This window comes from Nonomuraea sp. NPDC001636, assembly GCF_040298265.1.
Taxonomy (GTDB): Bacteria; Actinomycetota; Actinomycetes; order Streptosporangiales; family Streptosporangiaceae; genus Nonomuraea.
Map to the genome: position 1 here is coordinate 306,627 of NZ_JBEOZT010000005.1, position 26,513 is coordinate 333,139.

The window sequence follows — 26,513 nt, forward strand, 5'->3', positions numbered from 1 at the left end:
TGGGGCGCGGATGAATGACGGCCCCCAACCACAAGAACGACCACCAGCCTTCCGCCCAACCCCCACCGACCGCCGCCTCACCAAGCACCGCAAACCAGCGCCTCAGACCGTTGCGTCAGGCACCGACGGCACCACCTGGGCCTGGGGCGAGCGGGCCACACCCGGCAGCCATTGCCGTAGGCCGCAACGTCGGACCACCGTGCCAGCCCGCCTTGCGCGCCGAAGGTGACGGGCTCAGCGCGACAGGCTCGCGTGCTGGGGCCGCGCGTGACTTGCCGCGCGTGACGGCTTTTGTCGTGCCGCACCGGCCGTGGCAGATCCGTCGCGCCCTGCCCAGCGGGGACGACCCCAGCGGGGTGGCCCCGTGCGAGGTGGCCCCGTGCGAGGCTGGCGTGGCGGGGGTTGTTGGGGGTTGTTGGGGGCGCTGGGGGTGGCGCCAGGGGGTTAGAGCAGGGTGGCGCCGGTTACGGGGCCGTGGGCGGCGACCGTGGTGGTGGCGGCGCCTGTGGCGGTGAGGCTGTTGGCGAGGTCGCGGGCGTGGGTGGCGTCGATGGCCAGGAAGGCGCACGTGGGGCCGGAGCCGGAGACGATCGCGCCCAGCGCGCCGTGCTGGCGCCCGCTGTCGAGGGTCGTGGCGAGCTCGGGACGCAGGGCCAGGGCGGCGGCCTGAAGGTCGTTGCTCAGGTGGGCGCCCAGGGCGTACGCGTCGCCGGTGCCGAGGGCCTCGATGAGCGGGGCGTCGAGCTCGGGCCAGGGCACGCGGGCGTTCGAAGCCTCGCGCTGGCGGTCGCACTCCGCGTAGACCTTGGCGGTCGAGAGGCCGCCGTCGGCCAGCGCGAACACCCAGTGGAACGTGCCGCCCGTGGGCAGCTCGCTGAGCTGCTCGCCGCGGCCGGTGCCGACCGCAGTGCCGCCGAGCAGCGAGAACGGTACGTCGCTCCCCAGGTCTCCGGCGATCTCCATGAGGTCCTCGAAGGGCAGGCCGAGCCCCCAGAGCTCGTTGCAGGCCACGAGGGCCCCCGCCGCGTCGGCGCTGCCGCCCGCCATGCCGCCGGCGACCGGGATGGCCTTCTCGATGATCAGGTCGGCGCCGTACGAGCGGCCCGCGTGCTTGGCGAGGGCGCGGGCGGCGCGGATGGCGAGGTTGTCGTCGTCGACGGGCACCTGGTCGGACCATCTGCCGTTGACCGTGACGGTGATCGACTCGGCCTCCTTCGCGACCACCTCATCGAAGATCGACACTGCGTGGAAGACATTGACCAGGTCGTGGTAGCCATCTTCCCGGAGCGGGCCGACTGAAAGCTGCACGTTGACCTTCGCGGGCACACGTACGGTCACCGAACTCATCGATCTTCTGCCACTTTCATCGCTTGCCGGGGTCAAGGACACTCGATGTTATCGGGGTGGGGTGCGCTGACATGCGGTTCTCGGAATTAGACGTGTGAGATGACCGACTGCGGGCCACGCAGAGTGAGGTTCGTCCTCCTTTCGGCCGATCAGGTGGCCATACGCCGACATTGCCGTCTTTCTGCCACCGCCTTCTCTTCGGGCCGACCTTCTCTCCGGAACGGCGCCCTGCCCCCTCCGGGCGTCGCCGATGGCCCCGACCGCACCGGGGAAGCTGCTTCGGCCGCGTCGCGGCCGTTGTGGGCGGTGGTGCAACAGGCGGGCTGGTGCCGGACATTTACCACTGTGTCCGGCACCTTTCGCTAGGAGAACTTGTGACACAGCGAGATCGCTTCGAGGCGGTCTACGACACGTACTACCCGGCGATACAGCAGTACGCCGCCCGCCGTACCAGCTCGCCCGAGGACACGGCAGACGTGCTCGCCGAGACGTTCCTCATCGCGTGGCGGCGGATCGGCGACGTCCCCCAAGGGGATAAGGCGTTGCTGTGGTTGTACGGCGTGGCCCGGCGGGTGCTGGCCAACCAGCAGCGCGGCGCCTCGCGGCGGGCTGTGCTGGCCGAACGCCTCCGCGACGAACTGGCCGCCGCCCGGACGGTGACGCCAGTTGAGCTCGACCACGTGCGCAGGGCGTTCGACGAACTAGCCGAACGGGACCGCGAGGTGCTGGCGCTGGCGTGCTGGGAGGGGCTGCGCGGCGAGCAGATCGCCCAGGTCATGGGATGTACGGCGATCGCCGCTCGTACCCGGTTGCATCGTGCGCGCAGACGGCTGGCGGCGCTGCTTGAGCGGCAGCCGTCCCGGACGATGGTGATGAGGAAGGCATGAACGACATAGACGATCTGGTGAAGGCCATCGATCCCGCTCCGCAGGCGCTTCCTCAGGGATCCGGCGCGCGCGAGCTGCGCGACGCGATCATGGCGGCCGAGCCGCGACGGGCACTCCGCCTGCCGCTCCCCCGTCTGCGGGTTCTCTGGGCGCCGGTGGCGACGGCCGTGGTCGTCGCCTTGGTCGTCACGCTGGTCACGAGCTTGACCGCTGCTCCGCCCGTGCTCACGCCGTCGAGGCCCAACCAGGAGTTGTACGACCTCGCTGACAGGATCGAGAAGCTGCCTGCGAGCAGCGGCGCGTACTGGCGCGATGTTCGGATCGAGGGCAACGCCTGGTCGGCCGGCGGCAGGTACACGATCATGGTGGCCGAGCGCCGGGAGACCTGGCAGCCGCGCGATCCCACCGACGTGATGATCAGGCAATGGTCGCCCGCCATCGCCCGCCCGGCCACGGCCGCGGACGAACGTGCCTGGCGCGCTTCGGGCGCACCGGGACAGGTGGCGGGCCCTTGCTTTGGCGGCGGCAGAACGTCGTGCCGTCCGGTACCAATGAGCGATGGGGGTGTCGTGGGCGGGCTGCCGTCGGCTCGCGGTGGTGAGGCCAAGTCGATCACCGGTGTGGACGGTTCTCAGGGTTGCGTGTACAGCGCGGGGCTGGAACCTAACGGGGTTTATCCAGATATGACGGTCGCCGAGTTCACCATGGCGGACCTGTCCATGTTCCCTGCTCGCCCTGACGAACTGATGAGGCGGCTGCACGTCTACCACGAGCTCTCGACGGCGCGCGGGTTCGCCCAGTCCTTCCAGGAGTTTCTGCCCGTCACCGTGAACCTTCTGGCCATGCCGCTCGGCCCTGCCCAACGTGCGGCGGTCATCCGGGTGCTGGCCGGGTTGCCGTCCACCAAGGTGGTCGGCACGGTCGGGGATCCGATGGGCAGAGCCGGGCTTTCGGTGGACCTCGGCGGCACCGGGAGCCAACTGCTGTCGCCGGGCAGGGCGGTGACCGTCCGCGACAGGCACATCCTCGATCCCGTGACGGGTCAGTTGCTCGCATCGGTCTCCTACGCGGCTCGTACGGCTGCGGGGGCGAGGGAAGGCGAGGTCGTGAGCTATCGGGCACGCGGCCCCGAATCCGGTTGGACCGGCCCGCCGGCTCCGGCAACCAGGGGGTGCAAGCGGGACAGATGACCGGGCCTGGAGTGGTGGTGCCGCGTCGGCCTCCTTCGTCTGATGCCGACGACCTTCGGGGTCAGGGGTGGTCATGGCGCACCACCACCCGCTTCTGAGAGCTGAACATGCGGGATTTGGCGGAGGCGGACCTGGGTGGCGGCGGGCACGGTGTGCCCCGTCCGGGACGACGGCCTGCGGGGGCCTTTATGCGGCACTCGTCGATCTGGTTCAGCAGAGTTTGTGGTGGTCGGCATTGGTTCGTCCTTGGGATGCTGAGAGGACTACTTGATGTGGAGGTGCTCGTGTCCGAGGTGACGGTTGTCGAGGTGCCGCAGTGGCGGGGGTCCGGGGCTCGTACGGCTGAGCGGCTGCGGGAGGGGGCTCGGCTGGTTGCGGAGATGGTGGACGCCGATCGTCGGATTCAGGTCGGGGTCGATGACGATGATCTGGTGGTCACTGCCTCCAGGGTTCGGGCGGCGGTCGCCGAGGCTGGGTGGGACGGGCTTCTGGTCACCGCGGGTGGGGACTGCGGTGTCGAACTGGAGCCGGTGGCGGCCGCGCGGCGGAGGTTCGGGGATGGGCTGGTCGTCGTCTGGTTCGATGCGCATGGGGATCTGAACACGCCGGAGTCGTCGCCGTCGGGGGCCTTTCATGGCATGGTCCTGAGGGCGTTGACCGGTGAAGGGCCTGACGGGCTGGTGGCCGGGCAGCCGGTCGGGGCCGGGCAGGTGGTGCTGGCGGGGGTGCGTGAGCTGGATCCGGGCGAGGCCGGATTCGTCGAGGCTCGGGGTGTGCGGTGGGTGCGGGCGGCGGATGCGGAGGCTCTGGTCGAGGCCGTCGGTGCCGCGGCTGCGGCGGGGGGGCGCGGAGCGGACGGCTGTTTATGTGCATGTCGACTTCGATGTGCTTGATCCGCAGATCTTCGGGAGCGTGGGGTCTCCTACGCCTGAGGGGTTCCGGCCTGAGGAGCTTCTGGAGCTGGTGAGGGCCATCGCGGAGCGGTTCGAGGTGGTGGGGTTGGGACTCATGGAGTATGAGCCGGCGGGGGCTGAGGATCAGGCGTTGCTCACGTCGGTGGTGAAGGAGTTGGTGGCGGCCTGCGCCGGGCGGTAGGTGGCGTTTGCGGTGGAGTGCTCCTCCCGGGTGCTGGTCGGGCGGGCGCTCGCCTGCGGTGCCGGTCGGGGTGAGCGGGGAGTCCCTTGTGGTGTTGATCAGGGTGAGCGGTGGGCGCGCGCGGTGCCGGTCAGGGTGAACGGCAGTCCCTTGTGGTGCCGATCAGGATGAGCGGTGGACGTGCGCGGTGCCGGTCCGGGTGAGCGGCAGTTGCCTGTAGTGCCGATCGGGTGGACGGTCGGCGCCCGTGGCGCTGAACGGGGTGAGCGGCTCTCGGCTCGGGGGTAGAAGGCGGCGCCTGGGGTGCTGGGCAGGGTGGATGGCAGAGGCCAGTGGCACTGCTCGGGGTGAGTGGCTGGTCGCAGTGCTGGTTCGCGGCCCGTGGCGCTGCTCAGCGTTGTGGCCGGTCGTAGGGCTGGTTCGTGGTGGCTGTTCTCGGGTGACGAGTAGGCGTTCAGGGTGGATGGCCGCCTGCCGGAGGGTGCGTCGTCAGCAGTGGGTGGACGCCCGGGGCGGCGGGCGCCCTGGTTGACGGGCGGCCGGAGTTGGCTGGCGCCCATGGTTGTGAACGTCCGGAGTTGGTGGACGTCCGGGTATATGGGCGTTGACGGGTGGTGGCCTTCGGGGGCTGGGGTGTTCCGTGCGCCGACGGTGCGGTGGTGTCAGGCGGGGCGAATGGTTCCTCGGTAGGCGGTTCGATAGTAGGCGGAGCTCAGGAAGTTGGTTCTTCGTACTACGTCGCCGGTTCGGGGGGCGTGGATCATGATGTTGTCGCCCAGGTAGAGCGCTACGTGGGTCGGGTCGCCGGGGCCGCCGAAGAAGAGGAGGTCGCCCTTGCGTCTGGAGGCGAGGGGGACTCTGCGGCCCTGGCGGAACTGGGTGCCGGTGTAGTGGGCGAGCCTTACCCCGGCCTTGGACCAGGCGTAGAGGGTGAGGCCGCTGCAGTCGAAGCCTCTTGTGTTCGCGCCGGTGCCGACTCCGATGGTGGGACCTCTTGAGGAGCCGCCGCCCCAGGAGAACGAGACGCCCAGCTGGGTGAGGGCGGCGGCGGCTGCGATTTCGCCCTTGTGCTTCGGGCGCTTTCTGGGTTTCTTCGGCTTCGGTTTCTTGGGGTGGTGGGGGGCCGGGCAGCGGGTGGTGGCGGTTGCCTTGGCGCCGGCGGCGGGGATGGTGATGGTGGCCCTGAGGCATGGCGTGGGGGTGGCTCTGGCCAGGGTGGGGTGGGCTCCTGTGGCGGTCAGGAGGCCGCTGCTGAGGATGATCGACAGTTGGGTGATGGGGTGCCGGGTGTTCATTGGTGGCTCCTTCGTCGTGATGAGGGACGGGAGCCAGGATCACGTGGGTGAACCGGGGGCGGAGGGGCCGAACAGGGTTCTGTGGATGGGTGGTGTTGAGCGCCTTCGGGTTGTGGACAGCCGCCGGTGTCGGGGCTCGTGCGAGCACGGGGGGATGTGGGCCGGGCGCGCGCCTGCACGGAAGGGGGCGTGTGGGGGCTGTGCAGGTTAGCCGCGCCGACGCGAGGCGGACGCCCCGAGGCAGCATGTGACGTGAGGCGAGGCAGCTGTGTGAGGCGAAGCGCCTGGGGGTGTGCGGGGCGTCACGGGACGCCAAAGCCCTGGGGGGTGCGGGGTGCTCAGGTGGGGCTCTGGGGTGGGGCTTGGGTTCTCTGAGGGGGATGGGTCAGGGCTTTTGTTCGGCTATTCGGGCGAAGGAGTCGATGGTGAGTTGTTCGCCTCTGGCCGACGGGTCCACGCCGGCGGCTCTCAGTGCCGTTTCCGCCTGGGACGGGCTGCCGGCCCAGGACGCCAGGGCGGCCCTCAGGGTCTTGCGGCGCTGGGCGAAGGCGGCGTCCACGACGGCGAAGACCTCTTCCCTGGTGGCCGTGGTGGCGGGGGGTTCGCGGCGGGTCAGGGAGACCAGGCCGGAGTCGACGTTCGGGATGGGCCAGAACACCGTACGGCCGACCGGGCCCGCCCGGCGTACGTCGGCGTACCAGGCGGCCTTGACCGACGGCACGCCGTACACCTTGGAGCCGGGACCGGCAGCGAGGCGATCGGCCACCTCCAGTTGCACCATGACCAGGCCCTTGCGCAGCGAGGGCAGCGTCTCCAGGAGGTGGAGCACCACAGGGACGGCCACGTTGTACGGGAGGTTGGCCACCAGGGCCGTGGGGTCGTGACCGGCGAGGTCGTCCAGGCTGATCCTCATGGCGTCGGCGTTGACGACCGTGAGCCGGTCGGACGGGCCGCGCTCGGCGACGGTGAGAGGCAGTTGGGTGGCCAGGACCGGGTCGATCTCGACGGCCACCACGTGCGCGGCCTCGGGCAGGAGCGCCAGGGTGAGCGAGCCGAGGCCGGGCCCGACCTCGATGACCACGTCGTCGGCCGACAGGTCGGCCACGCGGACGATGCGCCGGACGGTGCCCGCGTCGATCACGAAGTTCTGGCCTAGCTTTTTCGTGGGGCGAAGATCTAGCTTGTTCGCCAAAATACGTATTTCTGCAGGGCCCAACAGCCTCATCATCCAACCAGTCTCCCGCATCGAAGAACCTGCGATGGCGGATGGGGGAGACCTAAGGAGAGGATGGCGTGGAACAGGAAGGGACGTCCCTGATGGAGCCAACGGGCGCCGCGCCGCTCCGTCCGACCGATCTGCGGGAGATCGGGCCCTACCGCCTGCTCGGACGACTCGGCGAAGGCGGCATGGGGACCGTCTTCCTCGCCAGGGCCCCGACGGGGCGGTTCGTCGCGCTCAAGGTGGTGAAGGCGGAGTTCGCCAACCAGGAGGGGTTCGCCGCCCGCTTCCACGCCGAGGTGGACAACGCACGCCGGGTGGCGTCGTTCTGCACGGCTCAGGTGCTGGACAACGGCAACACCGGGGACGGACGTCCTTACATGGTGACCGAGTACATCGCGGGCACTCCCCTTTCCGACCAGATCGTGACTTTCGGGGCGCTCGATCCGGGGCCGCTGCACGGCGTGGCGCTGGGGGTCGCCGCGGCGCTGGCGGCGATCCACGTGGCCGGGCTGGTGCATCGGGACCTGAAGCCGGCGAACGTCATCCTGTCGCTGTCCGGGCCGCGAGTGATCGACTTCGGGATCGCCAGGGCGCTGGACCGGGAGACCGGGTTCACGCTCTCCGGGGAACTGCTGGGCAGCCCAGGCTGGTGGGCTCCCGAGCAGGTGCGGGGTGAGCTGGTGTCCCCGGCGGCGGACATCTTCGCCTGGGGGTGCCTGGTGGCGTATGCGGGCAACGGGCGGCATCCGTTCGGGCGGGGCGATCCCATCACGATGGCGACCCGCGTGCTGAACACGCCGCCCGAGCTGGGCGCGCTTCCCGCGCCGCTCAACGAGCTGGTACGCCGTGCCACCGCCATGGATCCCGCCCATCGGCCCACGGCCCAGGAGCTTCTGATCGCCTTGGTGGGCGGGAGCACGCCGGCCATCTCCGACAATCCGCCCACGTTGGTCGCCACGGAGATGCTGACCGACTGGGAGCCGCCGCAGAACGTCGTGGACGAGCCGGACGTCACGGCCACGTTCACCACCCCGCCGCCGAGCGACGCGACGGGCACGCGCAACCCCGGCCCCGGGGGCGCCGCGGGCCCGGCAAGAGGATCAGGGCCCGGAGGCGGCTCGGGGCCCGGAGGCGGCTCGGGGCCCGGAGGCGGCTCGGGGCCCGGAGGCGGCTCGGGGCCCGGAGGCGGCTCGGGGCCCGGAGCGGGGCCAAGAGCCGGGGCGGGGTCTGGAGCTGGCCCGGGCTCTGGAGCGGGGGCGCGGCCAGGAGCGGGGGCGGGGCGGCCCAAGGTGCCGGGGGCGTTCGGGGCCGACGCCGGGCCCGATGTTCGGAACGCTGCCGGAGGGGCCGCCGACTTGGCGGGCGGGCAGGCGGGGGCGGGAAAGGCGTCCCCGGACGAGCTGGCGCGGCGCGAGGAGCAGGCCGCCCGCGACGAACTGGCCCGCTGGGAGGCCGAGGCGCAGGCCCGCCGCCAGGAGCAGGAGCGCCAGCTTGAGCAGGCCCGCCAACTGGCACGCAGGCAGACCGCCGCGGGCGGGCAACCGGCACGGCCCCGGCCGACCACCGAGCCGAGGCCTCCCTACGAGTCGCGGCCCCCCACCGAGTCGCGGCCCCCCACCGAGTACCGGCCAACTACCGAGTCACGGCCGACCACCGAGCACCGGCCCGCCACCGACACACGCCCCGCCACCGAGTCCCACCCCTTCACCGGCCCCCGATCCACAGCCGACCGCCGATCCACAGCCGACCGCCGATCCACAGCCGAGCGTCGATCCGCCGCTGAGCATCGATCCGCCGCCGGGTCCCGGAGCGGCGAGGGCACGGACCCGGGCGACCTGACGTACGCCCCCGACGAACCGGACACCCTGGGCGGCACCCGTACGAAGGGCACCCGCTGGCTGATCGCCGCCGCGGCCGCCGTCCTGGCGATCGTGGTCACCGTCACCGTCCTGATCGTGAACTCCGGCCGCAACTCCTCCTCCGTCGCCACCTCCAACAGCCCCTCCAGGGCCGTGACGAACCCGCGTCCGGGCGACGTGGGCCGCAGGTTCGCGCTGGGCGGGAACTTCGACGACCCGGTCGTGGTCGTGCCGGAGGCGCCGGAGTGCGGGTTGAAGGAGTTCGAGGGGCAAACCGCCACGAAAGGGCAGCTCTGCGTGGTCCACTGGACCGTGATCAATCCAGGCGGTGAACTCCGCCGGCTCGTCCGGCCGGTCGTCACCATGGTCGACGACAAGGGCGGCGAGCACGACCCCGCCCCGGTCACCCTGCCCCCGGCCCTCCAGCCGGGCGGGCGGGTGGACGGCGCCTTCGTGTTCGACCTGGCGCCTTATCGCAGGCCGGTGAAGATGTCCGCGACCATGCTGGAGAACGGCCGACAGATCGAGGTCGCCCTGTGAGCCCCGTCCGAACGTTCCCCGCCGGCGCTTACCAGGCGGTGGCGATGGCCGTCCTGCTCGCCGCGGGCGGCGTCCTGGCACCGGCGCCCGCCGCCGCGTCGGCGGCGGCCTGCGCCGGAGCCGCCGACTTCGACGGTGACGGCGCGGACGACGTGGCCGTGGGCGACCCGTTCGGCGACGGGCAGAAGGGGGCGGTCCACCTGCTGTCGGGCGCCAAGGTGACCCCGGTCGCCGTGCCGGGGCCGGTCAAGGGGGACGGGCTGGGCTGGTCCGTACGGCTGGCCGACGTCAACGGCGACTCCTGCGCCGACCTGCTGATCGGCGCCCCCTTCGCGGACGTGGACGGCGAGCAGGACGCGGGCAGCGTCTACGTCGTCTACGGCGGCAAGGCCGCGCCCCCGCAACGCCTGACCGCCCCGCAGCCGCAGCGGTTCGCGCACTTCGGCTGGTCGCTGGCGGCCAGGGGCGACCTGACGGTGATCGGCGCGCCCTACGAGGACGACGGCCAGATCGAGGACGCCGGCGCGGTCTACGTCCGAAAGGGCTCGGGCCCGCTGCGCCGGATCAGCCAGGAGACCGTGGATGTGCGCGGCAACAGCGAGGTCGGCGACCAGTTCGGCTGGTCGCTGGCGATCGGGCCGCGGAACGGCCTGGTCGTGGGCGTCCCGTACGAGAACGACGACGGCGCGGGACGGCAGGTCCAGAGCGGCAAGATCGACTCGGGGTCGGTGGTCTTCATCGACGACGTGCTGGCTTCCCGGATCGTGAGCCTCAAGCTCGACTCCCCCACCAAGACCTCCGGCGACCGGTACGGCTACGCGGTCGCCTACGCCGAGGGCAACGGTTACGCGGTCAGCGCGCCCGGCCCCGGCTACGTGCAGCTCCTCGACCTGGGCAGGAAGCAGACGAGGTTGCTGAAGCAGGGCGGCGGGCAGGCGTTCGGCTTCTCGATGGCCGCCTCCTCGGACGGCAGGCTGGCCGTCGGCGCGCCCTACGGCGGCGGCGTCCAGGTGTTCTCGTGGAAGAACCCGGCCGACGACCGGAAGCTCGCGACGGCCGAGGGGCTGTTCGGCTGGTCGGTGGCCTTCAGCGGGAACAAGCTCTTCGTGGGCCAGCCGGACGGGCCGCCGTACGGGAAGGTCGCGGTGGCGCCGCGCAACGCCGACGACGTGCAGTCGGTGCAACCCCCCAAGGGCACCGACTTCGGCACCTCACTGGGGTGAACAGGCCGGGCGAACAGGCAGGGGCCCGGACAGGCGGGCGTCAGGTGAACAGGCGGTCGCCGCAGTTGGGCCACTGGGTCTGCCACCGGCCGCCGACCCGCTGGTAGAGCAGTTGCGCCCGGTAAGTCTGCTCCTCCTCGGGCCAGGCGCTCGGCAGGCCGACGCCGCCGACCGCCTGCCACATGGGCAGGCTGAACTGGTACATCCCGTAGTAGGGCCCGTCGGCGTTGTACGCCTGGGGGTCGCCGCGCGCCACGCAGTCGGCCAGCGCCTGCCAGTCGAGCCGGGTCACCTCCCACGGGATCTGTACGGCTCGCGGCGGCATGACCGTGATGACCGTCCCGTCCTCGGGGAAGCTGCCGAGCGGCGGGCGCACCATGGACCCGCGCCGGACGACGACGCGCTCCTGCCTGAGCACCTGTCGGACGGTACGCGCCGTGGTGCGCGCGGCGAGCCGGGTGGCGCCCGCGACCACGTAGACCCTGCGCTCGGTGTACGCCGTGAGCGACATTCCCGACAGCGGCACCGGGCGGCCGGGCGGCGCGGACAGGCTGCCGGCCGCCGCCTCGACGTCGAGCTCGGCCAGGGCGTCCCGGACGTTGGTGGCGGTGACCAGGTGGGTCGTGGTGTGGCCGTCGAGGGTCAGCGTGATCAGGCGGGCGTGGCGCACCTCGATGGTGGAGCCGTCGGCGATGCCCTCGCTCAGGGCGGGACGCACGACGTCGCCCTGCCCCACGGACACGTCCGCCTCGGCGAGCGCGTCGGACACCCGCGCGGCGAAGCCGCGGATCGCCACCGGCGTGCCGTCGACGACCACGACGACGTCCTTGACCAGGTACGAGGCCGCGACCAGCAGGCCGGCGGCCAGCGTACCCACGACGCACACCACCGGCGTCCACGGAGAACGCCAGGGGATCCGCGGACGCGGCGCACGCCTCCTGCCTCGCACGAACCACCTCCGGAAACGGCCAGGGACCGCCCGAACGCTAGCGGCGGCGGCGCGCCCGCCTCCACCGCTTCACGAAAAGCAGCGAAAAGCCGAACGGAAAGATGGTCACCACTCGCCGAAGACCGTGACTCCGTTGGTGCTGATCGCCGCGCACAACTCGTCCGGATGGACACCCTTGACCTCGGCGAGGCAGCGCAGGGTGAGCGGGATGAGGTAGGGGGCGTTGGGCTTGCCCCGGTACGGGACCGGCGGCAGGTAGGGGGCGTCGGTCTCGACGAGCATGAGCTCCATGGGGGCGACGGCGGCGGCCTCGCGCAGGTAGCCGGCGTTCTTGTAGGTGACGGGCCCGGAGAAGGACATGAAATATCCGGCTTCCGCGCACTTTTTCGCCATTTCGGCGTCGCCTGAGTAGCTGTGGAACACCACCTTGTCCGGCGCGCCCTGCTCGGCCAGCACCTTCAGGACGTCGTCGTGCGCGTCCCGGTCGTGGATGACCAGCGCCTTGCCGGTGCGCTTGGCGATCTCGATGTGCGCGCGGAAGCTCGCGTGCTGGTCGTCCTTGCTCGCCCAGTCGCGGAAGTAGTCGAGGCCGGTCTCCCCCACCGCGCGGACGTCGGCCTGCCCGGCCAGCCTCTCGATCTCGGCCAGCACCTCGGGGGTCGCCTCGTGGGCCTCGTTGGGGTGGATGGCGACCCCGGCGTACACGCCTTCCTGCTCGGCCGCCACCTCGGCGTTCCAGCGCGAGGAGGGCAGGTCGTACCCGATGGTGACCAGCCTGGTCACGCCGACCTCGCGGGCGTCCCGCAGGATGGACCGTACGGTGGCCGACGCCGCCTGGGCCGCCTGGGCCACCGGGTCGCCCGAGGACGCCTGCCGGTTGCCGACCATGATGTCCAGGTGGCAGTGGCTGTCGAACACCGGTGCGGAAAGCGGCTCGGGCGCGGCGGGAATCTTGCTCACGCATCTAAAGTAGCCTCCATGCGCTTCGGCATTCTCGGCAGCACCCGGGCATGGGACGCGGCCGGCGTCGACGTCCCTCTGGGTGGTCCGGCCAGGCGCGCGCTGCTGGCGTTGCTGCTCGTCCGTCCGGGCGAGATCGTCAGCCAGGACCGCCTGATCGACCTCCTGTACGGCGACCGCTCGCCGAAGAACGCCCAGCACGCCCTGCACTCCCAGGTCTCCCGCCTGCGGGGCGACGGGATCCCGGTCGAGCTGACCCCCGCCGGCTACCGGCTGCCGGCAGCCCCCGGCGACATCGACGCCGGCCGTTTCCTCCACCTCGCCGACACCGGCCGCGCCGCCCTCCTCGGCCACCACCCCGCCGAAACCGACCGGGCGAACGCCGCCAGAGCCGACACCGACAGGGCGGACGCAGGCCGGGCCGACGCCGCCCTGGCCGCGACGTTGTTGCGGGAGGCGCTGGCCCTCTGGCGCGGGCCCGCGTTCGCCGACCTCGACCCCGTGCACGGCGCGCCACTGGAGGAGCGCCGGCTGGCCGCGCTGGAGGACCGCATCGAGGCCGACCTGCGCTGCGGCGGCCACCAGGGCGTCATCCCCGAGCTGGGCGAGCTGGTCCGGCGCCACCCCCTGCGCGAACGGCTGCGCGGCCAGCTCATGCGGGCGCTGCGCGCCGACGGCAGGCCGGCCGAGGCGCTGGTGCTCTACGAGGAGACCCGGCGGCTGCTGGCCGACGAACTCGGCGCCGACCCCTCCCCCGAGCTCGCCGCCCTGCACCGATCCCTCCTGCGCGGCGAGACCGACCCGCCCCAGGCCCCGCCCCAGGCCCCGGCCCCGGCGCCCAGGGCCGAGGCGGGCACGGCGGTGCCGTTGCCCGGCAGGCTCACCAGCTTCGTCGGCCGCGACGGCGACCTCGCCGAGGTCCGGGCGCTGCTGGCCGCCGCCCGTCTGGTCACGCTGCTCGGGCCCGGCGGCGCGGGCAAGAGCCGGCTGGCCGTCGAGCTCGCCCGATACCACCGCGACGCCGTCCTGGTCGAGCTGGCCCCGCTCGGCCCGGGGGCCGATCTCGCGCGAGCGGTCCTCGCCGCGCTGGGCGTGCGCGACGGCGCGCTGCTGGGGGCCGCGGCGCTGGGCGCGTCCGGTGCACCCGATCCGCTGGCCCGCCTGGTCGCGGTGCTCGCCGATCGGCCGGCCCTGCTGGTCCTGGACAACTGCGAGCACGTCGTCGGCGAGGCGGCGGCGCTGGCCGAGCGGCTGCTGTCGGCGTGCCCGGCCCTGCGCGTGCTGGCCACGAGCCGCGAGCCGCTCGCGATCACCCCCGAACACCTGTGGCCGGTACGCCCCCTCACCCCCTCCGACGCCCGCACGCTCTTCACCGACCGGGCCAAGGCCGTACGTCCTGGTTTCACCCCTGGTGAGCCGGTCGAACGCATCTGCGCCGCGCTCGACGGCCTCCCGCTGGCCATCGAGCTGGCGGCCGCCCGCATGCGTACGCACGAGGCCGGCGAGCTGGCCGAACGCCTGGCCGGTCAGGGCCGGTTCAGCCTGCGCGGCAGCCGTACGGCCGACGCCCGGCACCAGACGTTGCGCGCGGTCGTCGCCTGGAGCTGGGAGCTGCTCACCGAGCCCGAACAGGCCATGGCCATGCGCCTGACCGTCTTCTCCGGCGGAGCCACCGCGGCCGCCGCCGCGGCCGTCTGCGGCCTGCCCGAGCACCTGCTCGACTCGCTGGCCGACAAGTCGCTCCTGGAGGTGTCGGGCGGCCGCTACCGCATGCTGGAGACGATCCGGGCGTTCTGCGCCGACCGGCTCGGCGCGGCGGCCGCGACCTTCCGGCGGGCGCACGCCGCGTACTTCCTCGCCCTGGCCGAGGAGGGCGATCCCCGGCTGCGGGGCGCGGAGCAGTTGCCGTGGCTGGCCCGGTTCGCGGCCGACCACGACAACCTCCAGGCGGCGCTGCGCTGGACGGTGGAGCAGGGCGAGGTGGCGCTCGGGATGCGGCTGCTGGCCGCGCAGACGTTCTCACTGTGGATGCGCGGCATGCGCACGGTTCCCGCCAAGGAGGCGGCGGCCCTGCTGGAGGCGGCCGGTCCACGGCCCGATCCCGCGCTGGGGGACGCGTACCTGCTGACCCTGCTCACCGCGGCGAGCGGGCGGCGCGAGCTGTGGGAGCGCCACAAGGACAGCGCCGAGACGATGATCGCGGCGGGCGGCCTGCGGAACCCGGTCGTCACCTGCCTGTGGGCGATGGTCGCCTCGGCGTCGGTCGATCCCGCCGTCACGATCGCGCTGATCCGGCGCGGCGAGCGCGGCCCCGACGCGTGGGAGACGGCCGCCACCCGGCTGATCTGGGCCTACCCGCGGATGGCGGCGGGCGAGTTCGCCGCCGCCGAGGCGGACCTGAAGGCGGCCCTCCGGGGTTTCCGCGGCCTCGGCGAGCGCTGGGGCGCGGCGATGACGCTCGACGCCCTGGCCTGGCTGGCCAGCACGTGCGGCGACGAGGCCACCGCGCTGGCCCGCACCGAGGAGGCCATCACGCTGGCCGAGCAGCTCGGCGCGGAGGAGGACCTGGCCGACCACTACTGCAACCGGGGCGACTACCGCATCCGGCACGACCTGGCCGGCGCGCGGGCCGACTACGAGCGCGCGGCGGAGCTGGCCGGGCGCACGGGCGGCGCGATCCTGCCGGCGGCCCTGCGCGGCCTGGGCGACGTGGCGATACGCGAGGGCGACCTGGTCCGGGCCCGGGAGCTCTACGAGGATGCGTTGCGCCGGTCCGACCCGGTCTGGGTGAAGACGTCCGGGAACATGGCCAGGCTGCTCGTCGGGCTCGGACGGCTGGCCGCGGCCGAGGGCGACACGGCCGGCGCGCGGGCCTCCTACCTGCGGGCGATGGAGAGCACGGTCATGTCGGGCGCGCTGTCGGAGAGCGTCAGGGCGATCGAGGCGCTGGCGGTGCTGGCCTTCGACGACGATCCGGCGGCGGCGGCCACGCTGCTCGGCGCCGCCGTCGCGATCCGCGGCATCGACGTGCCCGAGGACGAGCACGTCGCCGGGCTGTCGCGGCGGCTGCGCGCGGCGCTGGGCGAGCAGGCGTACGCGGAGGCGCGGCGCGCGGGCGTGCGGCTCTCCCACCGGGAGGCGCTGATGCTGGCCGGCGTCCCGGCGGAGGTCATCGACGCCTCCCCCCTGCACTCCCTCGACGACTTCCCGCTCCACGACCCGGCCTGAGACGCGGGATACCCCGAGCAAGGGCACAGAGGGCGGTGAGCGTGAGGTGAGGGGGCGGTGAGCGGGGCCCGGCAGGCTCTCGGGCATGGACATCCTGATCTCCGGCGCGAGCGTCGCCGGCCCCGCCCTGGCCCTCCACCTCATCCGCTCCGGCCACCGCGTCACCGTCGTCGAACGCGCCCCCGCTCTGCGTGAGGGCGGCTACTCCGTCGACTTCCGCGGCGAGGCGCACATGACCGCGCTGCGCGCGCTCGGCATCCTCGCCGACGTCGAACGCCTCCAGACCCACATGGGCGACATGTCGTACGTCAACGAGTCCGGCAGGAAACTCGCCTCCGTGCCCGGCGACCTGTTCTCCGGCGACGTCGAGATCCTCCGCGGCGACCTGGCCCGCATCCTCTACGACGCCACCAAGGACCGCGCCGAGTACGTCTTCGGCGACTCCATCACCTCCCTCGCCCAGGACGCGGACGGGGTGACGGTGACGTTCGAGCGGGGCGCGACGCGCAGGTTCGACCTCGTGGTGGGCGCGGACGGCCTGCACTCCAACGTGCGCTCGCTGGCCTTCGACGCGCCGGAGGCGGCCGTCACCAGCCACCTCGGGCTCTACTGCGCGGTGTTCACCCTCGACAACTACCTGGGCCTCGACCACACGGGCCTGCTCCACAGCACGCCCGGCAAGACGGTCGGCCTCTACAGCGCCAGGAACAACACCGAGGCCAAGGCCATGTTCTACTTCGGCTCGCCGCCGCTGGAGCACGACCGCCGGGACGTCACCCGGCAGAAGGAGCTGCTGGCCGAGGCGTACCGGGGGGTCGGCTGGGAGACGCCGAAGCTGCTGCGCAGGATGTGGGACGCCGACGACTTCTACTTCGACTCCACCAGCCAGGTGCACCTGGACTCGTGGTCGCGCGGCCGGGTGGTGCTGATCGGCGACGCCGCCTGCTGCCCGTCGCCGCTGTCGGGCATGGGCACGGGCCTCGCGCTGGTCGGCGCGCACGTGCTGGCGGGCGAGCTGGCCGCGGCCGGCGGCGACCACCGGACCGCGTTCGCCCGCTACGAGCAGGAGGTGCGCGCCTACGCCACCGGCTGCCAGAAGTCGGCCGTGGGCGTCAGCAAGTTCATGGTGCCGGAGAGCCGGCTGATGGCCTGGTTCATGAACCAGAACTACCGGATCATGCCGTATCTGCCGTGGAAGGGCATGATGGCGAAGTCCGTCAGGAAGACGGCCTCCGCCATCACGCTCAAGGACTACGGCCTCAGTCGGCCAGCCGGCCCAGCTCCTCTTCGACGACCTTCTGGTCGAGCTTCTTGAACAGCGGCACGGGCGGCGCGAGCGGGGTGCCCGGCTTGATCGGCCGGTGCTCCCAGCGGGCGGCGCCGTCGTACTCGCCGGTGATGACGGGGTAGGGGGTGCCGCCGTCTTCGTCGACCTCGCGGATCTCCGGCATGCCGGACCAGACGCCCTGGCCGCCGAGCATCGAGAAGACCTTGTTGGACGAGCCCGGCAGGAACGGCGTGAGCATCGTCTTGGCGTCGTCGACGACCTGGAGGGCGACGTGGAGGATCGACTTCTGCCGCTCGGTGTCGTCCTTGAGCTTCCAGGGCTCCTGCTCGGCCAGGTATTTGTTGGCCTCGCGGACGACGTCGAACGCCTCGGTGATCGCGTTCTTGAACCGCGACCTGCCCAGCTCGGCGCCCACCGGGGCGAACGCGTTGCGCGAGCGCTCCAGCATGGCCCGGTCGGCGTCGGTCAGGTCGCCGGCCTCGGGCACGACGCCGAAGTTCTTGGACGCCATCGAGATCGACCGGTTGACCAGGTTGCCCCAGGCGGCGACGAGCTCGCCGTTGTTGCGGTTGACGAACTCCTGCCAGGTGAAGTCGGTGTCCTGGTTCTCGGGGCCGGCCACCGCGATGTAGTAGCGCAGGGCGTCGGCGTCGTAACGCGCCAGGAAGTCGCGCACGTAAATTACTACTTGCCTGGAGGAGGAGAACTTCTTGCCCTCCATCGTCAGGAACTCGCTGGAGACCACCTCGGACGGCACGTCGAGCGCGCCGAGGGCGCCGGGCGAGCCGCCGCGCGCGCCGATGCCGCTGTAGCCGAACAACATCGCCGGCCAGATCTCGGCGTGGAAGACGATGTTGTCCTTGCCCATGAAGTAGTAGCCGCGGGCGTCGGGGTTCTGCCACCACTGGCGCCAGGCGTCGGGGTCGCCGGAGCGCCTGGCCCACTCGATGGAGGCCGACAGGTAGCCGATGACCGCGTCGAACCACACGTAGAGGCGCTTGTTGGGCTGGTCGCGCCACCCCTCCAGCGGGATCGGCACACCCCAGTCGAGGTCGCGGCTGATCGCGCGGGGCTGGAGGTCGCCGAGCAGGTTGAGGGCGAACTTCAGCACGTTGGGCCGCCACTCGCCCTGCTTGGACTGCAGGTAGGAGCCCAGGACCTCGGCGAAGGCGGGCAGGTCGAGCATGAAGTGCTCGGTCTCGACGAAGACGGGGGTCTCGCCGTTGATGCGGCTCTTGGGGTTGATGAGCTGGATCGGGTCGAGCTGGTTGCCGCAGTTGTCGCACTGGTCGCCGCGCGCGCCGTCGTAGCCGCAGATGGGGCAGGTGCCCTCGATGTAGCGGTCGGGCAGGGTACGGCCGGTCGAGGGCGAGATCGCGCCCATCGTGGTCTTGGGGAAGATGTAGCCGTTGTCGTAGAGGCCCTTGAAGATCTGCTGCGTGACGGCGTAGTGGTTCTTCGTCGTGGTCCGGGTGAACAGGTCGTAGGAGAGCCCGAGACCGGTCAGGTCTTCGGCGATCACCCTGTTGTACCTGTCGGCCAGCTCGCGGGCGCTGACGCCCTCCTTGTCGGCCTGCACCTGGATCGGAGTGCCGTGCTCGTCGGTGCCGGACACCATCAGCACCTTGTTGCCCGCCATCCGCTGGTAGCGGCTGAAGACGTCGGACGGCACGCCGAAACCCGAGACGTGCCCGATGTGGCGGGGGCCGTTAGCGTACGGCCACGCGACGGCGGTCAAGATGTGCTGGGACATGACCTAAGCCTACGGGGCGCGGCCCCGCTCCTCGTCCAAACCCCCAACCCCCCGCGCGGAAAGACGGAAGCCGGCGCCGGCACGTGGCCGGCGCCGGCTCCCACCGGGACGCGGAGGACCCTAGTGCTTGGACTTCTCCAGGGAGACCGCCTCAGCGGCCTCCTCGGCCGCCTTGGCGGCCACGTCGATCGAGCTCTCCTTGGTACGGCGGATGCCGAGGATGCTGATGAACAGCGAGGCGAAGATCGTCTGGAAGCTCATGACGAGCGCCGTGGCGGCCGGGACGACCATGCGCAGCGACTCGCGCGGGTCGAGCGCGCCGAAGCTGCGCACCTGCCAGTGGACCAGCGACATCACCAGGCCGACCAGACCGGCCAGCGCCAGCAGGCCGCCGACCACGAGGCCCTTCTCCAGCGTCACGATGTCGATGATCTTCCGGATCCGCCGCGACTCGGGCAGGAAGCCCTCCTCAGCCGCGTAGACCTTCGTGAACACCGCGAACAGCGCCGCCTGGAAGCCGATCACGACCAGCGCCGACGACCCGACCAGGGTGTCGACGTCGAAGGCCAGCTCGCCGATCTCCACCGGCCCGAAGGTCAGCGCCGTGCCCGCGATCAGGCCGAGGACCATCAGGAACACGCCGGGGTAGAAGAACAGCCACTTGGGGCTGTAGAGCAGCAGGAAACGCAGGTGGCGCCAGCCGTCGCGCCACGAGCGCAGGTGCGGCGGGCGCGAACGGCCGTCGGGCGAGAGCGTGGTGGGCACCTCGCGCACGTCGAGGCCGGACAGCGTGGAGCGCACGACCATCTCCGAGGCGAACTCCATGCCCCCGGTCTGGAGGTGGAGGCGCAGGATCGAGTCGCGCCGGAAGCCGCGCAGGCCGCAGTGGAAGTCGCCGATGGCCGACGGGAAGAACAGCCGGCCGATGAACGACAGCACCGGGTTGCCCAGGTAGCGGTGGAGCGGGGGCATGGCCCCAGGGGCGATGCCGCCCTTGAACCGGTTGCCCATCACGAGGTCGGCGCCGTCGCGGAGCTGCTCGACGAACGGGAGCAACGAGGTGAAGTCGTAGGAGTCGTCGGCGTCGCCCATGATCACGTACTTGCCGCGGGCGGCGCGGATGCCGCCCATGAGGGCGTTGCCGTAGCCCTTCTCGTCGACGTGGACGACACGGGCCCCGGCATCACGCGCGAGCTGCTGCGAGCCGTCCGTGCTGCCGTTGTCGGCGATCAGGACTTCCCCTTCGATTCCGTGCTCCTCCATGCACGCCAATGCCTTGCGCACACAGACTTCCACGGTCTCCGCCTCGTTGAGGCAGGGCATGACCACCGTCAGTTCCACGTCTCAACCCTTCAGTAATAAGGCTCTTCCAGTGAACCATCATGCCCTGTGCCCGGCGTGCTCGGGTCAAGACCTAAAAACGACTGGCATTCTTTACAGCATGGTGAGCGTCGCGGAGATTACCCCTGTGGACCACTCCGCTCCTGGCCGGGCAGCTCGCGTGCTGTCCCTCGTGCGCCGTCATCGCGTGTTCGCCGTGGCCTTCGGCGTCGGCGCCGTGCTGCGGCTGATCACCATGCTCGGTTACGGCCCGGCGATGTGGTTCAACGACTCCTACGAGTACGTCAACGTGGCGCTGCACCCCAGGCCCCACCCGATCAGGCCCGACGGCTACAGCTTCTGGCTGATGTTGCTCAAGCCGTTCCACAGCTTCACGCTCGCCATGTTCACGCAACACCTGATGGGCCTGGCCGCGGCCGCGCTCATCTACGCCCTGCTGCGCTGCAAGTTCGCGCTGCCCAAGTGGGGGGCGACGCTGGCGGCGGCGCCGGTGCTGTTCGACGCGTACCAGATCCAGCTCGAGCAGATGGTCATGTCCGACACGCTGTTCACGCTGCTGGTCGTGGGCGTGGTGACGCTGGTGCTGTGGAAGCGGCGGCTGTCGTGGCGGTCCGGGATCGTGGTCGGGCTGCTGCTCGCGCTGACCTGGCTGACCCGGTCGATCGGCATGCCGATCCTCGGGCTCGTGGTGCTCTACCTGATCGTCCAGCGCACGGGGTGGCGGCCCATCGTGGCGGTCATCGCGGCGTGCGCGGTTCCCGTTCTTAGCTATATGGGTTGGTTTTCTACAAATTACGGCAAATTCGCTATGACCAACAGCGACGGGCTCATCCTCTACATGCGTACCGCGATCTTCGCCGACTGCAACGAGATGAAGATCGACAAGTACAAGGAGGTCCAGCTCCTCCTGTTGTGCATCAACGACCCGGTCAACCAGCGCAAAGACTACGCACAGTGGTATCTGTGGGGCCAGGGCAACGGCGACGGCACGGGCACCGGCGAGGTGCTCCATCGGTGGGGCATCGCCAAGAAGTTCAGCGGCATCACCAACGACGCGGCCAGCGCGTTCGCGACGCGGGCGATCCTGTCCCAGCCGGGCGACTACCTGAAGGTGGTCGCGCGCGACTTCTTCCGCTCCTTCCACTGGGGACGGCCGCGCTTCCCGGACGAGTCGACGTACAACATGTACCAGTTCAGGCCCTATTACGAGGTGGACGACACCGGCCGGCCCAAGCGCCTGCCGAAGTGGTCCTCCTACGGGGGCGGCCACACCGACACCGACGCGTTCAGCTACGAGCAGGGCCCGCCCGAGACCAGGATCGTCCACCCGTGGGCGGACATCATGAGCGGCTACCAGAAGATCTTCTACCTGCGCGGCATCATGCTCGGCGGCATCATGCTGATCGGCCTGTACGGCATCGTCGTCCGCTGGCGCCGGTTCGGCGGCCCGGTGGCGCTGCCCTGGCTGGGGGCGTTCGGGCTGCTGCTGGCCCCGGCGGCGACGGCCGAGTTCGACTACCGCTACGTGCTGCCGGCCGTCCCGCTGGCCTGCATCGCGGCGGCCATCACGCTGCGCAAGGGCGTCACTTGGGGGCGGCGGTCACCCAAGAGCGCATCAGCATCCGAGCCCACCACTGTGTCTGCGTGAGCGTCTCGGCCGTGAGCACCGGCTGCAGCCACCAGAAGTTGATCAGCACGATCATCGCGAACGCGCCCACGAACGCCGCCCCGACGGCCCTGCGCGTGGGCGGCGCGTCGGCCCGGCCGAGCACGAGCCCGGCCATCAGCACGACCGCCAGCACCATGAACGGCACCACCGGCAGCATGTAGAACAGGTACATCGTGCGGTCGTCGGCCAGGGCGTAGTAGAACCAGGGCAGCCAGCCCATCGCGTACGCCAGCAGCACCGCCCCGGCCCGCCAGTCGCGTCTCCTGGCGTACAGGACGGCCGTGCCCGCCAGCGCGAGCAGCGCGCCGAACCACAGGGCGGGGGTGCCGGTCCCGTGGATCGCCTGCGCACACGCGGAGGCCCCGCACGCCGACGGCGGCACGTCGGCGGGGTAGTAGAACGACACCGGGCGGACGAGCAGCGGCCACGTCCAGGGGTCGGACATGTACTGGTGGTACTCGTGCACCCCGCTGTGGAAGGTGAAGACCTGCCACTGGTACTGGACCCATGAGCGCATGGAGTCGAACAGGAAGAAGAAGGGGCCGGAGGAGGTGGCCTGGTCCCAGTTGCGGCCATAACCATTGGCGGAGGCGAACCAGCCGGTCCAGGTGGCCATGTAGGCCACGAAGGGGATGACGGTGAAGGACAGCAGGGCGTGGGGGAGGTCTTTGTTCCAGGCTCCGGCGTAGGGGCGTTTGAGTCCGATGGCTCGGCGGGCGCCGAAGTCCCACATGAGGGACATGATGGCGAAGGCGACGGCGAAGGCGAGTCCGGACCATTTGACGGACATGGCGAAGGCGAGGCAGACGCCGGCGGCCAGGCGCCAGGGCCGGGCGCCGAGCCAGGGGCCGTGAGGTGAGACGGGCGAGTTCTCGTACCAGGCGACCAGTCGTTCGCGGGCGCGGTCGCGGTCGACCACCAGGCAGGCGAACGCCGCCAGCACCCAGAACATCAGGAACACGTCGAGCAGCGCCGTGCGGGACAACACCAGATGCAGGCCGTCGAGCGCCAAGAGCAGCCCGGCCAGACAGCCCAGCAGCGTCGAACGGGTCATCCGGCGCGCCACCCGCGCCAGCACGAGGATCGACAACGTGCCGACCAGCGCCGCCGCGAACCGCCAGCCGAACGGGTTCATCCCGAACAGCCACTCCCCCACCGCGATCATCCACTTGCCCAGCGGCGGATGCGCGACGAACGAGGCGCAGTCGGACGACTGGGGACACTGGCGGAAGATGTCCAGGTTCCCGGCGATGAGCCGCCGGTCGGCGATCGGGTTCTTGGCGTCGCCCAGCATCGCGCGCTCGACGCCGTACCGAAGCAGGGACCAGGCGTCCTTGGCGTAGTAGGTCTCGTCGAAGACGACGGCCTTCGGCTCACCGAGGCGGACGAACCGCAGCAGCCCGCCGAAGAGGGCGACCAGCAGCGGCCCCGCCCAGCCTAAGAGGGGCCGCCCCTGGAACGGCGGGACCAGCCGTCGTGCCGTCTCCCCCATGTCGATCACCCTATGCGTTTGTGCACCAGGTCATAAAGTTCGCGTCTCGGCACGCCCGCGCCCTTGGCCACGTCGGCGATGGCGATCTTCCGCTGCTCGCCCTCGGCCACCCGGCGGTCGACCTCGGCGACCAGCTCGTCCATGTCGGGCTCGCCCGCCCCCGGCACGCGGCCCGCGACGACCACGGTGATCTCGCCCTTGACGCCGCCCGCGGCCCACTCGGCCAGCTCGCCGAGCCCGCCGCGGCGCACCTCCTCGTACGTCTTGGTCAGCTCGCGGCAGACGGCGGCGGGCCGGTCGGGCCCGAACGCCTCGGCCATCGCGCCCAGCGACTCGGCCAGCCGGTGGGGGGCCTCGAAGAAGACCATCGTCCGCTCCTCGGCCGCCAGCGCGGACAGCCGCCGCGCCCGGTCGCCGGTCTTGCGCGGCGGGAAACCCTCGAAGCAGAACCTGTCGCTGGCCAGCCCCGACACGGCGAGGGCCGTGGTCACGGCGCTCGGCCCCGGCAGCGCGGTCACCGTGATGCCCGCCTCGACCGCCAGGTGGGTCAGGCGGTAGCCGGGGTCGGACACCCCGGGCATCCCGGCGTCGGTGATGACCACGACCGTGCGGCCCTGTCTCAGCGCCTCGACCAGCTCCTGGGCGCGGCCCGCCTCGTTCTGGTCGTAGTAGGACACCACCCGGCCGCTGATCTCCACGCCCAGCTCGGTGGCGAGCCTGCGCAGCCGTCTGGTGTCCTCGGCGGCCACCACGTCGGCGCCGGCGAGCACCTCCCGCAGCCGCGGCGAGACGTCACCCGCCTGACCTATGGGGGCTCCGGCCAGCACCAACCTGCCTTCTCCAGTCACCCGACCATTGTGGCAGGGCATACCAATTAGACCGTGATTCTTGCAGTACCTAACGGCTTGGGGCCCGTACGATGTCCGAATGGCGGTGACCGATTCCCCGTACCAGGCCTACGACAACCCGGAGGTCGGCGAGAGCCAATCGCAGACGCGGTCCCTGCGTGACCGGGTGATCCCCCCCATGCGTGGCAGCGTCCTGTGGGGGTGGGTCGGCCCGCTGCTGGTCACGCTCTTCGGCGGCATCCTGCGCTTCGTCAACCTGGGCCACCCGCGGGCCGTGGTCTTCGACGAGACCTACTACATGAAGGACGCCTTCTCCCTGATCAACTGGGGTGTCGAGCGCGTCACGATCAAAGACGCGGACAAGGCGATCCTGGCCGGCAAGACCGACATCTGGCAGTCGTGCACGCAGGAGACGCTCGACAAGTGCGCCTCGTACGTGGTGCACCCGCCGCTCGGCAAGTGGATGATCGGCGCCGGTGAGTGGCTGTTCGGGCTCAACCCGTTCGGCTGGCGGTTCGCCGCGGCGCTGATCGGCACGTTGTCGATCCTCGTCCTGGCCCGCGTGGCCCGCCGGATGACCCGTTCCACGCTGCTGGGCTGCTTCGCCGGCCTGCTGCTGGCCCTCGACGGCCTCCACTACGTGCTGTCCCGCACGGCGCTGCTCGACGTGTTCCTGATGTTCTGGGTGCTGGCGGCGTTCGCCTGCCTGGTGGTCGACCGCGACCGCGCCCGCGAACGACTCGTCGCCTGGTACGAGAACTCGCCCGTCTCACCCCACGGCCCCTGGCTCGGCGCCCGGCCCTGGCGCCTGGCCGCCGGCGTCTGCCTCGCCTTCGCCATGTCCGTCAAATGGTCCGGGCTCGCCTTCGCCGTCGCCTTCGCCATCATGTCCCTCATGTGGGACTTCGGCGCCCGCCGAGCCATCGGACTCAAACGCCCCTACGCCGGAGCCTGGAACAAAGACCTCCCCCACGCCCTGCTGTCCTTCACCGTCATCCCCTTCGTGGCCTACATGGCCACCTGGACCGGCTGGTTCGCCTCCGCCAACGGTTATGGCCGCAACTGGGACCAGGCCACCTCCTCCGGCCCCTTCTTCTTCCTGTTCGACTCCATGCGCTCATGGGTCCAGTACCAGTGGCAGGTCTTCTCCTTCCACAACGGGCTGGAGACGTCCCATCCGTACATGTCGGAGCCGTGGCAGTGGCCGCTGCTGCTGCGTCCGGTGGCCTTCTTCTACGAGGGCAAGCAGAACGTGTGCGGGGCCAAGGACTGCTCGGAGGCGGTGCTCGGCGTGGGCACGCCGGTGATCTGGTTCGGCGCGCTGGCCGCGCTGGTGGCCCTGATCGCCTGGTACGTCTCCTCGCGCGACTGGCGGGCGGGGGCGGTGCTGCTGGCGTACGCGATGGGCTGGCTGCCCTGGTTCTACTTCGCCATCTCCGAGAACCGCACGATGTTCCTGTTCTACGCGATCCCCATGGTGCCGTTCATGATCCTGGCGCTGACGTTGTGCGCCGGGCTGCTCATCGGGCCCGCCACGCCGACGGAGAGCGGGGCCATGCCGATGCGCCGCACGCTGGGGGCCGCGGTGGTCGGCGCGTACGCGCTGCTGGCGCTGATCAACTTCTGGTGGTTGCACCCGATCCTGTCCGCCGAGGTGATCCCGTACACCGAGTGGAAGGCCCGGATGCTGTTCGACAAACGATGGATCTGACCCGCTCACTGTAGGTAAACATCGGTTTCGTAGGGTAGTCGCTGTGCAAGACCCAATACGCACCGCATTCGGTCATCGTCATAGCTGGGTGCGATACGGCAAACTTCGAGGCATGAGTGCACCGGATGTCACCGCCCTTCTCGCCGAGTTGGAGCGATCTCAGCCGGACCTGGCCGAGGAGGCCAGGACCGCCGTCGAATGGTTGACGGGTGGGGAACCGCTGGAGACGGTGACCCAGCTCGACGTCTGCGAGTTCCTCTGGTACACGCTTCCGATCAAGGTGGGCCCGCTCCGGCCCGGAGGCGACCACGAACGCCTGTCCCGCTCGCTCGCCCGGCTGCTGCAACTCGGCGGCATGGAACGTTACGCCGCCCTGTGCGTGTCCCCCACCACCGCGCAGATCCTGCGCACCTACGCCCAGGAGGGCGAGGACGCCGGCACCAGCGCCTACCAGAAGGCCCTGGAGGCCACGGGCGTGCTCCCGCCCGACGTGCCCGAGCTGCAGTGGAGCATGATCATGGGCCCGGAGGAGCTGGGCGCGCACGTGGCCTGCTCCGCGGCGCGGGGTCAGGGGGGGGGGGGGCGGGGCGGGGGGGCGGGGGAGGGGCCCCCCCGC

At 71.1% G+C, this 26,513-nt stretch carries 19 protein-coding genes and 1 pseudogene; 11 read left to right on the forward strand and 9 right to left on the reverse strand.

The window, feature by feature from the left end; genetic code table 11:
- Positions 1-444 precede the first annotated feature (444 nt).
- Positions 445-1,347, reverse strand: a complete 903-nt coding sequence (locus ABT158_RS13575) for a 4-(cytidine 5'-diphospho)-2-C-methyl-D-erythritol kinase (protein ID WP_352321954.1) — start codon at positions 1,345-1,347, stop codon at positions 445-447.
- A 374-nt stretch (positions 1,348-1,721) separates the two neighbouring features.
- Here ABT158_RS13575 and ABT158_RS13580 point away from each other — a divergent pair, with 374 nt between their 5' ends.
- The 4 genes from ABT158_RS13580 to ABT158_RS13595 all read left to right on the forward strand — a co-directional run bounded on the left by ABT158_RS13580 (position 1,722) and on the right by ABT158_RS13595 (position 4,519).
- Positions 1,722-2,234, forward strand: coding sequence for an RNA polymerase sigma factor (locus ABT158_RS13580; protein ID WP_352353040.1), 513 nt, complete (start codon positions 1,722-1,724; stop codon positions 2,232-2,234).
- Positions 2,231-3,424: a hypothetical protein gene (locus tag ABT158_RS13585; protein ID WP_352353041.1), complete on the forward strand. Its 1,194-nt coding sequence runs from the start codon at positions 2,231-2,233 to the stop codon at positions 3,422-3,424. The genes ABT158_RS13580 and ABT158_RS13585 overlap by 4 nt, the downstream gene beginning before the upstream one ends.
- 272 nt (positions 3,425-3,696) lie before the next feature.
- Positions 3,697-4,317, forward strand: a complete 621-nt coding sequence (locus tag ABT158_RS13590) for an arginase family protein (protein WP_352353042.1) — start codon at positions 3,697-3,699, stop codon at positions 4,315-4,317.
- Positions 4,292-4,519 carry an arginase family protein gene (locus ABT158_RS13595; RefSeq protein ID WP_352353043.1) on the forward strand — a complete coding sequence of 76 codons (228 nt, stop codon included), beginning with the start codon at positions 4,292-4,294 and terminating at the stop codon, positions 4,517-4,519. The genes ABT158_RS13590 and ABT158_RS13595 overlap by 26 nt, the downstream gene beginning before the upstream one ends.
- Before the next feature lie 662 nt (positions 4,520-5,181).
- Here ABT158_RS13595 and ABT158_RS13600 read toward each other — a convergent pair.
- Together ABT158_RS13600 and rsmA are read right to left on the reverse strand one after the other, a co-directional pair.
- Positions 5,182-5,814: an NlpC/P60 family protein gene (locus ABT158_RS13600; RefSeq protein ID WP_352353044.1), complete on the reverse strand. Its 633-nt coding sequence runs from the start codon at positions 5,812-5,814 to the stop codon at positions 5,182-5,184.
- Between the two features lie 385 nt (positions 5,815-6,199).
- Positions 6,200-7,060: a 16S rRNA (adenine(1518)-N(6)/adenine(1519)-N(6))-dimethyltransferase RsmA gene (gene rsmA / locus ABT158_RS13605; protein ID WP_352353045.1), complete on the reverse strand. Its 861-nt coding sequence runs from the start codon at positions 7,058-7,060 to the stop codon at positions 6,200-6,202.
- Positions 7,061-7,107: 47 nt separating this feature from the next.
- On the opposite strand from rsmA, the gene ABT158_RS13610 reads away from it, so the two are divergent.
- The gene (locus tag ABT158_RS13610) at positions 7,108-9,435 is read left to right on the forward strand and encodes a serine/threonine-protein kinase (protein WP_502911526.1); all 2,328 of its coding nucleotides are present in this window, start codon (positions 7,108-7,110) and stop codon (positions 9,433-9,435) included.
- Positions 9,432-10,658, forward strand: a complete 1,227-nt coding sequence (locus tag ABT158_RS13615; RefSeq protein ID WP_352353046.1) for an FG-GAP-like repeat-containing protein — start codon at positions 9,432-9,434, stop codon at positions 10,656-10,658. Before ABT158_RS13610 ends, ABT158_RS13615 begins: the two co-directional genes overlap by 4 nt.
- A 40-nt stretch (positions 10,659-10,698) precedes the next feature.
- Here ABT158_RS13615 and ABT158_RS13620 read toward each other — a convergent pair whose 3' ends face one another.
- Positions 10,699-11,535 carry a resuscitation-promoting factor gene (locus ABT158_RS13620; RefSeq protein WP_352353047.1) on the reverse strand — a complete coding sequence of 279 codons (837 nt, stop codon included), beginning with the start codon at positions 11,533-11,535 and terminating at the stop codon, positions 10,699-10,701.
- Between the two features lie 177 nt (positions 11,536-11,712).
- Entirely contained in the window at positions 11,713-12,567 is an 855-nt protein-coding gene (locus ABT158_RS13625) for a TatD family hydrolase (protein ID WP_352353048.1), read from the reverse strand.
- An 18-nt stretch (positions 12,568-12,585) separates the two neighbouring features.
- Here ABT158_RS13625 and ABT158_RS13630 point away from each other — a divergent pair, with 18 nt between their 5' ends.
- Positions 12,586-15,795 carry an AfsR/SARP family transcriptional regulator gene (locus ABT158_RS13630; protein WP_352353049.1) on the forward strand — a complete coding sequence of 1,070 codons (3,210 nt, stop codon included), beginning with the start codon at positions 12,586-12,588 and terminating at the stop codon, positions 15,793-15,795.
- A gap of 85 nt (positions 15,796-15,880) precedes the next feature.
- Positions 15,881-17,110: an FAD-dependent monooxygenase gene (locus ABT158_RS13635; RefSeq protein WP_352353050.1), complete on the forward strand. Its 1,230-nt coding sequence runs from the start codon at positions 15,881-15,883 to the stop codon at positions 17,108-17,110.
- On the opposite strand, the gene metG is transcribed toward ABT158_RS13635, so the two are convergent.
- Positions 17,055-18,836, reverse strand: coding sequence for a methionine--tRNA ligase (gene metG / locus ABT158_RS13640; protein ID WP_352353051.1), 1,782 nt, complete (start codon positions 18,834-18,836; stop codon positions 17,055-17,057). The two genes, ABT158_RS13635 and metG, sit on opposite strands and share 56 nt — an antisense overlap.
- Positions 18,837-18,956: 120 nt before the next feature.
- Complete coding sequence (locus ABT158_RS13645; protein WP_352353052.1) at positions 18,957-20,177, reverse strand: glycosyltransferase; 1,221 nt, start codon at positions 20,175-20,177, stop codon at positions 18,957-18,959.
- 160 nt (positions 20,178-20,337) lie between these two features.
- Between ABT158_RS13645 and ABT158_RS13650 the strand changes: the two genes are divergently transcribed.
- Entirely contained in the window at positions 20,338-21,825 is a 1,488-nt protein-coding gene (locus ABT158_RS13650) for a hypothetical protein (protein WP_352353053.1), read from the forward strand.
- Here the strand turns inward: ABT158_RS13650 and ABT158_RS13655 are convergent.
- Positions 21,761-23,338: a dolichyl-phosphate-mannose--protein mannosyltransferase gene (locus ABT158_RS13655; protein WP_352353054.1), complete on the reverse strand. Its 1,578-nt coding sequence runs from the start codon at positions 23,336-23,338 to the stop codon at positions 21,761-21,763. The genes ABT158_RS13650 and ABT158_RS13655 overlap by 65 nt on opposite strands.
- Before the next feature lie 5 nt (positions 23,339-23,343).
- Complete coding sequence (gene rsmI / locus ABT158_RS13660) at positions 23,344-24,186, reverse strand: 16S rRNA (cytidine(1402)-2'-O)-methyltransferase (protein ID WP_352353055.1); 843 nt, start codon at positions 24,184-24,186, stop codon at positions 23,344-23,346.
- A gap of 79 nt (positions 24,187-24,265) precedes the next feature.
- Here rsmI and ABT158_RS13665 point away from each other — a divergent pair, with 79 nt between their 5' ends.
- Positions 24,266-25,897 carry a dolichyl-phosphate-mannose--protein mannosyltransferase gene (locus ABT158_RS13665; protein WP_352353056.1) on the forward strand — a complete coding sequence of 544 codons (1,632 nt, stop codon included), beginning with the start codon at positions 24,266-24,268 and terminating at the stop codon, positions 25,895-25,897.
- A 112-nt stretch (positions 25,898-26,009) separates the two neighbouring features.
- Positions 26,010-26,513: pseudogene (locus ABT158_RS13670) on the forward strand (hypothetical protein); the annotation flags it as partial.